The organism is Hallella seregens ATCC 51272 (assembly GCF_000518545.1).
GTDB lineage: Bacteria > Bacteroidota > Bacteroidia > Bacteroidales > Bacteroidaceae > Prevotella > Prevotella seregens.
The window spans coordinates 1-4,474 of sequence record NZ_JADU01000046.1 but is presented as its reverse complement, the minus strand read 5'-3'; the positions used below and the strand labels follow the sequence as shown (position 1 = coordinate 4,474).

Annotated in this window: 7 protein-coding genes and 1 pseudogene; 6 read left to right on the top strand and 2 right to left on the bottom strand. The window is 43.9% G+C overall.

The window, feature by feature from the left end:
* The 5 genes from L888_RS0110915 to L888_RS0110895 all read left to right on the top strand — a co-directional run.
* The coding region (locus L888_RS0110915; protein WP_394331038.1) for a hypothetical protein at positions 1-493 on the top strand (493 nt) is incomplete at its 5' end.
* Between the two features lie 22 nt (positions 494-515).
* Positions 516-935, top strand: a complete 420-nt coding sequence (locus L888_RS0110910) for a PcfK-like family protein (protein WP_027952915.1) — start codon at positions 516-518, stop codon at positions 933-935.
* A 4-nt stretch (positions 936-939) separates the two neighbouring features.
* Positions 940-2,214, top strand: coding sequence for a PcfJ domain-containing protein (locus L888_RS0110905; protein WP_027952914.1), 1,275 nt, complete (start codon positions 940-942; stop codon positions 2,212-2,214).
* Positions 2,215-2,241: 27 nt separating this feature from the next.
* Complete coding sequence (locus L888_RS0110900; protein WP_021672826.1) at positions 2,242-2,496, top strand: hypothetical protein; 255 nt, start codon at positions 2,242-2,244, stop codon at positions 2,494-2,496.
* A gap of 8 nt (positions 2,497-2,504) precedes the next feature.
* Positions 2,505-2,750, top strand: a complete 246-nt coding sequence (locus L888_RS0110895) for a hypothetical protein (protein WP_044249238.1) — start codon at positions 2,505-2,507, stop codon at positions 2,748-2,750.
* Positions 2,751-2,885: 135 nt separating this feature from the next.
* Here the strand turns inward: L888_RS0110895 and L888_RS14175 are convergent.
* Positions 2,886-3,100, bottom strand: a pseudogene (locus L888_RS14175) (glycoside hydrolase family protein); the annotation flags it as partial.
* 152 nt (positions 3,101-3,252) lie between these two features.
* On the opposite strand from L888_RS14175, the gene L888_RS0110885 reads away from it, so the two are divergent.
* Entirely contained in the window at positions 3,253-3,966 is a 714-nt protein-coding gene (locus L888_RS0110885) for a class I SAM-dependent methyltransferase (protein ID WP_100019908.1), read from the top strand.
* Between the two features lie 261 nt (positions 3,967-4,227).
* Here the strand turns inward: L888_RS0110885 and L888_RS0110880 are convergent.
* Positions 4,228-4,474 (bottom strand): glycoside hydrolase family protein (locus L888_RS0110880; protein ID WP_027952910.1); only part of this gene is annotated, 247 nt, incomplete at its 5' end.

Sequence of the window (4,474 nt, the reverse complement as noted above, 5' to 3'; positions counted from 1 at the left end):
ATTTTGCTACAAAAAGGAATCAGCATACTCCGATCTTTGGACGCATAAAAAAAATGTCGCTATGGATAAGCAAAAAGTAAATACAACATCTTCGATGAAAAGAAAAGGATATAGCTCCTCCTCTCATTACCGCATTAACTCTGTGGTTGGAAAAAGTGAGCAAGTGTTGGCAATTAAGTTTGTACAATGGGACGTACCCTCTTTGGAGAGCCTTTGTAATAGCAAAGTATATCTCCTACGTGTGAAACTCTATTGTGGCGAGCGTATGAGCCGTGAGGAAAAGAATTGGCTATGTGAAGCGGTGAACTCTAATACCTACTTCCGTACTGCCGTTCCCCTACAAGGCTATCGCTTTGACTTCTTTGACGTGCTGAAGAAATACCTTGTCAATCAGTACGGACAATGGACAGAGTATTACGCACCCGATAGAACAAGCCTAAGAGCCTACCTGTATGGACGTATCAATCAAATAGTTGAAATTCCCAAGTATTAACAACATCAAAACATATACGACAATGAAAGGAACAGAACATTTCACACGGACAATAGCCGAGTATCTCAATCAGCGTGCTATGACAGACCCATTATTTGCCCCTAACTTGTTGAAGCCAAACAAGAATATCGAGGAGTGCATCACCTACATTCTTAATGAAGTGCAGAAAAGCGGTTGCAATGGCTTTGATGATGATGAAATTTTCTCTATGGCTGTTCACTACTACGATGAGGACGATATAGAGGTGGGTAAGGCTGTTTCTTGCCAAGTAGCCGTCAATCACATTGTGGAACTCACAGAGGAAGAAAAAGCCGAAGCAAGGCAGGAAGCCATTAAGCAATATCAGCGTGAGGAACTTGCCAAGATACAGAGCCGTAACACACGAGTGAAGAAGACCGAGAATGCAGCAACCCAAGTACAACCATCCCTATTCGATTTTTAAGTCTATGAAACCGAGAAACAAGTTTGAGAAGGCGGTCCTTGCCGAGAGCAGGCACCTTCGCCCGATAACCAAGACACAGACAAAGTGGGCATTCCGTAAGTGCATAGACCATTTAGCCTACCGCCTGCCAAAAGGTCGCACCACTTGTATGGATTGTGGGTATAGTTGGATAATGGACAAACATAGAGAAACTTGCACTTGCCCTCATTGCAGGGCAAAGTTGCAGGTCAAGGAAACCTTTGAGCGTAAATTGCAGCAGAAGCGGTATTTCACCACGCTAACCGCTTGTGGAGAGTATCAAGTATTGCGTATGTTCCTCCTTGTTGTGGGAATGGAGAAAGGCAGTAAGGCACAATATCACGCACTTGAAATCGGTCAGTATTGGTGGAACGCAAAAGGACGGCAAGCCATTGTTGCCATTCCACGCACATTGGGCAGATATGTTGATACCTTTTCTTACTATACCCCTATGGCTATCCGTAACGACAATGAAGCCTACCGATATGCAGCCTATTCGCAGATATATCCTAAATTCAAGGTTACAGACACACTCCGCAGGAATGGATTTGAGGATGATTTTCACGATATAGCCCCGACAATATTCATTCCTGCATTGCTTTCTGACAGCCGGGCTGAAACATTGATGAAAGCAGGACGAATGGGGAATTTACGCTATTTCCTCAACAACAATTCGACATTTGACGCTTGTTGGCAGTCCTACAAAGTTGCCACTCGCAACGGCTATGAGATAGAGGATATTTCTCTATGGTGCGACTATGTGGATATGCTCCGCAGATTGGGCAAGGACATACACAGTCCGAAGTATGTTTGCCCCACCGACCTGCATAGGGAACACGACCTAAGACAAAGCGAACTCCGCAGACAAAGGGAAAGGGAAGAAAAGGAGAAGAGACGCAAAAAGGCAATGGAGGAAGAGAAGCGTTTCCACGAACTCAAATCCAAGTTCTTCGGTATCTGTTTCACGGACGGCACAATCCAAGTTCACGTATTGGAGAGTGTGCAGGAACATTTGGAGGAAGGAGTATCAATGCACCATTGCGTATTCGACAATGCTTACTATCTCAAAGAAAACTCGCTTATCCTTTCGGCAACCATTGAGGGCAGACGGATAGAAACGATTGAGGTCAATCTGGACACGCTCAAAGTGGTGCAAAGTCGTGGAGTGTGCAACAAGAATACGGAGTATCACGAACAGATAGTGAACCTTGTTAATGCTAATCGAGAACTAATAAGCCGAAGAATGAAAGCAACTGCATGAAGTATGAACCATTAAAATATCAGAGATATGAAAACAGAGATAGAAAACATCATCTATAACTACACGGACGAGATACCGCATATTCTCATCAGGGTTATCAATGCGATAACCCTATCCGACAATGAGGAAGAGTTAAGGACGGCAATAGGCAAAATAGCCGAAGAAACGGAACTTGACAAGTTTTTCGCCTATGGTTATGGCGCACATCACTTTTGGCTCACACACCGCAAGTTATCCAATGGAGAGCCAAAGCAGTACAGATTATTAAAGGTTGAATTTTAAGATTAGGAATGATGAAGAAACAGAGATTTTTAGTCTATACGGAATATGTTTTTGACGGCGTATTCGATGTGGTTGCCGAGAGCAAGGAGGAAGCACGGCAGAAAGTCCTACAAAATTGTGGGTTGGCTATGGGTGGAAGCATTCACAGCACTTTGCCCGATGATGAGATAAATTTTTCGAGCAATGCTCTCAACAACTCGTGGGCTTTCGATATACACCCTAACAGACGAATAGACAAAATAACGAAAGTGTAGAAACAGCACCTTGAATAAGACCAAGAACCACGCAAACCGAAAATTTGCGTGGCTTCTTTTCTTTGTCTTTGAGCGAACAGGCGACCAAAGCAAAGAAGCAAAAGAAAGTCGCAGGGAAATTACATTTCATATTTGCTAAGGAAGAAAGAACAAGGCTAACTCCACACGTCTCTGCTTCACCAATCTTTTGCCCCTGCATCGGCAAAAGGATACATACTCACGACAAATTTTTCGTAACCAGCCTCTATCTTTCTCTTGGGGCGCTTGCCATAACCGAGCAAGCGACCTACACCCACATTATAGGCAAACAAGGTCAGCAGGAGTGTATCCTTGCCATAGCCTTTGAAGTTTTATACGAAACACATTCGCAGTATCTTCTACCTTATCCACAATGATATTCTGTGATTCCCTATCCACATACATAGAGAATATCCGAAATAAAAATCATTATTATTGGCGATTGCAGAGACGAAGCAGATATCGTACTTTTGCAAAATAAGAAATGAACATTCTTGATAAGAAGATGATGGCAAACAGACAGAGCAATTCCTACCAAAGGATGATGGAACATTACGACGATCTATTGACCGGACGGAAGTGGTGGTCAAGGATATATATGCGATTTATTTGGAACGAAGACACTAATCTCTTGGCTCGGAAAGTGCTTGATCTCATACCGGACGATTTTCGGGGACGACTGCTTGACGTGCCTGTCGGCACTGCCATTTTCACCGCCGAGAAGTATCGCCGGATGAAAGATGCCGAGATCGTTGGTTTGGACTATTCGGAAGAAATGATAGCCATTGCGGCTTTGCGGAAAGAGACAGAGGAGATAGCCAACCTGTCTTTGGAGCAAGGAGATGTCGGAGAACTTCCCTATGCCAACGAGATCTTCGACTGCGTACTGTCGATGAACGGCTTTCAGGCTTTCCCTGAGAAAGAAAAAGCCTTTGCCGAGATTTTCCGCGTGCTGAAACCCGGCGGTTGCTTCTGCGGCTGCTTTTATGTCAAGGGCGAACGCCGATTGGCTGATTTATTTGTTAAGAAAGTCATGGAAAGAAAAGGATTTTTCCACCCTCCATACGACACCTTCGCTGAAGCCGAAAGTCGACTTCGGAGTATGTATGGCGATGACGTGCTGACAGAAAAAATGGCTTCCGTCTGCTTGTTCCGCTGCGTGAAACCACAAAGAGAAAGCACTGAAAACGAACAATAACCCCAAAACATAAGACTATGAGCGTAACAAAAATCATCGACGAAGAAAACATCACCATCGTACAAGGAGTCAACGGCATTCTGCTACATCAGGAAGGGTGGATGAAAGAAAAGAATGACAGAAAAGGCTAAGCAAGAGGATAACCTATCCATCAACTCTTGATAAGGAATCTCTCTTTGAAAGTATAGTTGTATCCTACAAAAGAGCCTTCAAATTAGAGCTAAACTCTTACCAAGTCTGTTGCGTGGATGGATAGATGTATCAAGGTATATAAAACAGGGCAAATTCCACTTGCCTCCGTTTGACCAATCCACTCAAAACTTTTCCTTTAGATCGGCAGAACGAAACATACTCCCAATAGAAGTTTCTATTTCCAGCTTCTATTTTTCGTAGCAGTCGGCTCTTGGGATGCCTGCCATAACCAAGCAATCTCCCCACGCCCACATTATAGGCAAGTAGGCTGAGTAGCAGCGCATCCTTACCATAGTCTTTGAAGTGTTCAAAGCAT

Bases quoted from the DNA above. Each gene is read 5' to 3' on its own strand.
- L888_RS0110910 (WP_027952915.1), top strand. From the start codon at position 516: ATGAAAGGAACAGAACATTTCACACGGACAATAGCCGAGTATCTCAAT.
- L888_RS0110905 (WP_027952914.1), top strand. From the start codon at position 940: ATGAAACCGAGAAACAAGTTTGAGAAGGCGGTCCTTGCCGAGAGCAGG.
- L888_RS0110900 (WP_021672826.1), top strand. From the start codon at position 2,242: ATGAAAACAGAGATAGAAAACATCATCTATAACTACACGGACGAGATA.
- L888_RS0110895 (WP_044249238.1), top strand. From the start codon at position 2,505: ATGATGAAGAAACAGAGATTTTTAGTCTATACGGAATATGTTTTTGAC.
- L888_RS0110885 (WP_100019908.1), top strand. From the start codon at position 3,253: ATGAACATTCTTGATAAGAAGATGATGGCAAACAGACAGAGCAATTCC.